Origin of the sequence: Streptomyces sp. ID05-39B, assembly GCF_033794725.1 — a bacterium.
GTDB classification, from domain to species: domain Bacteria; phylum Actinomycetota; class Actinomycetes; order Streptomycetales; family Streptomycetaceae; genus Streptomyces; species Streptomyces bobili.
In genome coordinates this window covers 1-5,417 of record NZ_JARGEF010000375.1, presented here as the reverse complement: position 1 = coordinate 5,417, position 5,417 = coordinate 1, and the positions used below count along the sequence as shown (strand labels likewise).

Genomic DNA, 5,417 nt, shown 5'->3' with positions numbered 1-5,417 from the left:
GTCCCACTCCCCAGGGTGCTGCCAAGGGCCCCCGCGTCCTCCCGCGCTCGCGGGCCGCCCGGCTGGCGATCCCCTACCTCGACCTCGACGCCCCGGTCATGGACCTCCGCCTGGACGGCAGACGCAGGCTGCCCGCGCCCTCAGAGGACGATCCCAACCTGGTCGGCTGGTACGCGGCCGGTCCGTCCCCGGGCGGACCGGGCACCGCCGTCGCCGTCGGACACCTCGACACCGACACCGGACCGGCCGTCTTCTCCGGCCTCTCCGAACTCGGGAGGGGCCGCCGCATCGAGATCCGACGGGCCGACGGACGCACCGCCGTGTACACGGTCGACCGCATCAAGAACTACGAGAAGTCGCACTTCCCCGACCGGGAGGTGTACGGCGACCGGGGCCGTCCCGAACTGCGCCTCATCACCTGCGGCGGCACCTTCGACCGCAGATCCGGCTACTCGGGCAACCTCGTCGTCTTCGCCCACCTCACCAAGATCCGCGAGCCGGCCGGCCCGCCACGCTGAGCCGGGCGGCTCCCGGTACGAGGATTTCCCGCCCCGCAAAGCCACGGATCTGGCCGGTTCTCTTCCCCGGGCGCGCACAGTCCGTTAACTTCCGTGACTCACAGCCTCGTTCGACCCTTTGGAGGCTGTCGAGCACACGCGCCCAGGGTCCGCCCGGCGCCCGTACCGTCCCGACCAGGACGGGAGGGGCGGCGGGCGGACCCGTGAGCCTCCGGGGACCCCTGTCATGACACGCGCCATCTCCCTGCACGACGTGAGCAAGGTCTACTACGCGAGCGGCGCCCGTGTGGTGGACCGGTTGTCGCTGGACATCGCGCCCGGCGAGTTCCTGGTGATGCTCGGGCCCTCCGGCTGCGGCAAGTCCACCGTGCTGCGGATGATCGCAGGGCTGGAGGAGATCACGGACGGGCAGTTGCTGCTCGACGGGGAGTACGCCAACGATCTGCCGCCGTCCGGCCGGGACATCGCGATGGTCTTCCAGAACTTCGCCCTCTACCCGACCATGACCGGGCGCGACAACATCGGGTTCCCGCTGCGCATCGAGGCACCCAGCACCGACCCGGGCCCCCGCGTGGACGCCACCGCCCGGATGCTCGGCATCGAGGACCTCCTCGACCGCTACCCCGGCCAGCTCTCCGGCGGCGAGCGCCAGCGTGTCGCCATGGGCCGGGCCATCGCCCGCCATCCGTCCGCCTTCCTGATGGACGAACCGCTGTCCAACCTGGACGCAAAGCTCCGTAACCGGTTGCGGGCCGAAATAGCCTCGCTGACCCGCAAGTTGGGCGTCACCACTGTGTACGTCACGCACGACCAGGCCGAGGCCATGTCCCTCGGTGACCGGGTCGCGGTCCTGCGCGGCGGTGTCCTGCAGCAGGTGGACACGCCCCGCTCGGTCTACGCCCTGCCCCGCAACGTCTTCGTAGCCGCTTTCATCGGCACGCCCCGCATCAACCTGCTGCGCGGCGTGGTGCGGGCCCCGCTCGACGGGGCGATGACGATCAGCCTCGGCAAGCAGGCCCTGCGGCTGCCCGAACCGCTGTCCCTGGACCACAACCTGCTGCGGGTGCAGCAGGGCCGTGAGGTGATCGTCGGTCTGCGGTCCGAGGCCGTCCGCATCGGCGGCCTCGCCGAGGCGCGTCCCGGCGAGACGCACATCACCGGCCTGGTGGAGCACGTCGAGTTCCAGGGGCACGAGGTGCTCGTGCACTTCAACACGGGCTCGCGCCCCGCCGTCGTACCGGACCTGGAGGCACCGCGCCCGCAGGCCCGGCCGGCCCGGCGGCGCAGGCGGGAGACCAGGGTCATGGACCGGCTGCGGGCGCGGGCCGGCAGCCTGCGGGCCGGGCCCGTCGTGGTGCTGGACGAGCCCGCCGAGCAGCCTCCCGCGGTAGCCGCCCCGGACGGCCGTCAGCCCGGCGACCTCGTGGTGCGGACCACCCCCGACTTCGACCTGCGGTACGGCATGCACGTCCCGCTCCTCGTCGACGTCGCCCACCTGTTCGTCTTCGACCAGCACGGCGACCGGATCTCCCCGGCCCCGGACCGGCTGCCCGACCTCGACGAGTGACGCCCACGACGGCTCCCGTGCCAGAGTGGTGCGGCTCGGGCCGACCGGCAAACGAGGTGCGGGAGAAGGAGCGGGGCTGGGTGCGTGCCGCTGCAAGGCGGAGGATCGAGGCATGGCGGAGCCATGGTGATTGACGACAACGCGGCTGGGGGTCCGCCACGCCCTTGAGGGAGTGGGGGAGTGCGTGCCCAGCCCCGCGACGCCGCCCCCTCCATGTGCCGCTCGGTCTTACGGCGGACGCCCCTGGTGCCGGAAAACTATCGGCGCTAGTTTAGGGTGCGGACGACGACGACCGCCCCGGAGGGAACCCGATGAAGGCACACGACGGCATCTACCTCGACGGCGCCTGGCGCCCCGCCGCCGGGCAGGACGTGATCGAGGTCGTCAACCCGGCGGACGAGCAGATCATCGGCCGGGTCCCGGCCGCCGGACCCGAGGACGTCGACGCGGCCGTACGGGCCGCCCGCGCCGCCCTCCCGGGCTGGGCGGCGACACCGCCCGCCGAGCGCGCCGCGCGACTGACCGCCCTGCGTGACGTGCTGGCCGCCCGAAAGGACGAGATCGCCGAGACGGTCACCGCCGAACTCGGCTCCCCACTGCCCTTCTCCCAGGCGGTCCACGCGGCCGTCCCGATCGCGGTCGCCGGCTCCTACGCCGAACTCGCCGCCACCCACTCCTTCGAGGAGAAGGTCGGCAACTCGGTCGTCCATCACGAGCCGGTCGGCGTGGTCGGCGCCATCACGCCCTGGAACTACCCGCTGCACCAGATCGTCGCCAAGGCCGCCCCGGCGCTCGCCGCCGGCTGCACGGTCGTGCTCAAGCCCGCCGAGGACACCCCGCTCGTCGCGCAGCTCTTCGCCGAGGCCGTCCACGAGGCCGGCTTCCCGGCCGGTGTCCTCAACCTTGTCACCGGCCTCGGCCCGGTCGCCGGGCAGGCACTCGCCGAGCACCCCGGCGTCGACCTGGTCTCCTTCACCGGCTCCACCGCCGTGGGCAGGCAGGTCGCCGCGACGGCCGCGGCCGCGATCAAGAAGGTCGCCCTCGAACTCGGCGGCAAGTCCGCCAACGTCATCCTGCCCAGCGCCGACCTCGCCCGCGCGGTCAACGTCGGCGTCGCCAACGTGATGTCCAACTCCGGCCAGACTTGCAGCGCCTGGACCCGGATGCTGGTCCATCGGGAGCGCTACGACGAGGCGGTCGAGCTGGCCGCGACGGCCGCCGCCAAGTACGGCGACCGCATCGGCCCCGTCGTCAACGCCAAGCAGCAAGCCCGTGTACGCGGTTACATCGAGCAGGGCGTCGCCGAAGGCGCCCGTCTCGTCGCGGGAGGCACCGAAACCCCGCACGAGCGCGGCTGGTTCGTCAGCCCGACCGTCTTCGCCGACGTCACCCCGGAGATGACGATCGCCCAGGAGGAGATCTTCGGCCCCGTCCTGTCGATCCTGCGCTACGAGGACGAGGAGGACGCCCTGCGCATCGCCAACGGCACGGTCTACGGCCTGGCCGGCGCCGTCTGGGCCGGTGAGGAGGCGGAGGCGGTGGCCTTCGCCCGCCGGATGGACACCGGGCAGGTCGACATCAACGGCGGCCGCTTCAATCCCCTCGCCCCCTTCGGCGGATACAAGCAGTCGGGCGTCGGCCGGGAACTCGGCGCGCACGGTCTCGCCGAGTACCTCCAGACCAAGTCCCTTCAGTTCTGAGGAGTTTCCCGTGGTCCGTGCCGCCGTCCTTCCCGCCGTGGGCGCCCCTCTGGAGATCACCGAGATCGAGCTTCCCGACCCCGGGCCCGGTCAGGTGCGGGTGCGGCTCGCCGCCGCCGGGGTCTGCCACTCCGACCTGTCCCTGTCCGACGGCACCATGCGCGTACCCGTCCCGGCCGTCCTCGGCCACGAGGGCGCGGGCACGGTCGTGTCCGTCGGTGAGGGCGTCACGGGCCTCGCGCCCGGCGCCAACGTCGTCCTCAACTGGGCGCCTTCCTGCGGCAGTTGTCACGCCTGCTCGCTCGGCGAGGTCTGGCTGTGCGTCAACGCGCTCAGCGGCTCCGCCGACGTGTACGCCCGCAGCGCCGACGGCACCGATCTCCACCCCGGCCTGAACGTCGCCGCGTTCGCCGAGGAGACCGTCGTCCCCGTCTCCTGCACGCTGCCGCTGCCCGACGGCATCCCGCTCACCGACGCGGCCCTCCTCGGCTGCGCGGTCCTCACCGGCTACGGCGCCGTCCACCACGCGGCCCAGGTCCGGCCCGGCGAGACGGTCGCCGTGTTCGGCGTCGGCGGGGTCGGCCTCTCCGCCCTCCAGGCGGCCCGGATCGCGGGCGCCTCGACGATCGTCGCCGTCGACGTCTCCCCGGAGAAGGAGGAACTGGCCCGCGCTGCGGGCGCCACTGAGTACGTCGTCGCCTCGGAGAACACCGCCCGCGAGATCCGAGCCCTCACCGGCAGGCAGGGCGTCGACGTCGCGGTGGAGTGCGTGGGCCGCGCGGTCACCATCCGCACGGCCTGGGAGTCCACCCGCCGCGGCGGCCGCACCACGGTCGTCGGCATCGGCGGCAAGGACCAGCAGGTCACCTTCAACGCCCTGGAACTCTTCCACTGGGGCCGCACCCTCTCCGGCTGCGTCTACGGCAACTGCGACCCGGCCCGCGACCTCCCGGTGCTGGCCGGACACGTCCGCGCCGGCCGCCTGGACCTGGGCTCCCTGGTCACGGAACGCATCGCCCTGGAAGGAATCCCGGCGGCCTTCGACAACATGCTGGCGGGCAAGGGCGGCCGGGCCCTGATCGTCTTCTGACACCGGTCGCGGCAAGGGGGCATCGGGTGGCCGCCCCAGGGGGACCGGCGCCGCCAGAGCGGCGCCGGGGTCTTCCCGGGGCGCGGCGCGGGCGAGCGGACTCTCCCGGGTCGCGGCCCCGCGGCCTCGGTGTCCCGACGTCCGAGGATGCGCCCTTCGCGTCGGGTTCTCGGCCGGCCTGCCTCCCGGCCCGCGGTCCGGTGTCGGCCGTCCCCGGCCGTCCCCGGCTGTCGGGGGTCCGCCCCCGGCGCCACGGTCACCCGTGCATCCGCCCCCGTCACCTCGGCGCCTCGGCGCCTCGGTGTCCTCGACCCGAGGCGCCGACTCCGCCGTCCCGGCCCCGCCCGCGACCGGGACTCCGCCACCCCGGGTCCCGGTGTCCCGGCCGTCCCCGGCTGTCCCGGCTGTCCGGGGTCCGCCCGGCGCCACGGTCACCCGTGCATCCGCCCCCGTCACCTCGGCGCCTCGGCGTCCTCGACCCGAGGCGCCGAGGTGACGGGGGCGGATGCACGGGTGACCGTGGCGCCGGGCGGACCCCGGAC

4 protein-coding genes are annotated in these 5,417 nt (G+C 73.6%); all 4 read left to right on the top strand.

The window, feature by feature from the left end:
• Positions 1–518 (top strand): class F sortase (locus P1P75_RS39340; protein WP_319264419.1); only part of this gene is annotated, 518 nt, incomplete at its 5' end.
• A 226-nt stretch (positions 519–744) separates the two neighbouring features.
• Positions 745–2,085: an ABC transporter ATP-binding protein gene (locus P1P75_RS39335; protein WP_319264417.1), complete on the top strand. Its 1,341-nt coding sequence runs from the start codon at positions 745–747 to the stop codon at positions 2,083–2,085.
• A 311-nt stretch (positions 2,086–2,396) separates the two neighbouring features.
• A complete protein-coding gene (locus P1P75_RS39330; RefSeq protein WP_319264416.1) occupies positions 2,397–3,785 on the top strand; it encodes an aldehyde dehydrogenase family protein in 1,389 nt (462 codons plus the stop codon).
• A gap of 10 nt (positions 3,786–3,795) precedes the next feature.
• Positions 3,796–4,875 (top strand): Zn-dependent alcohol dehydrogenase, encoded by a 1,080-nt coding sequence (locus tag P1P75_RS39325; protein WP_319264414.1) that lies wholly within the window; start codon positions 3,796–3,798, stop codon positions 4,873–4,875.
• Positions 4,876–5,417 lie beyond the last annotated feature (542 nt).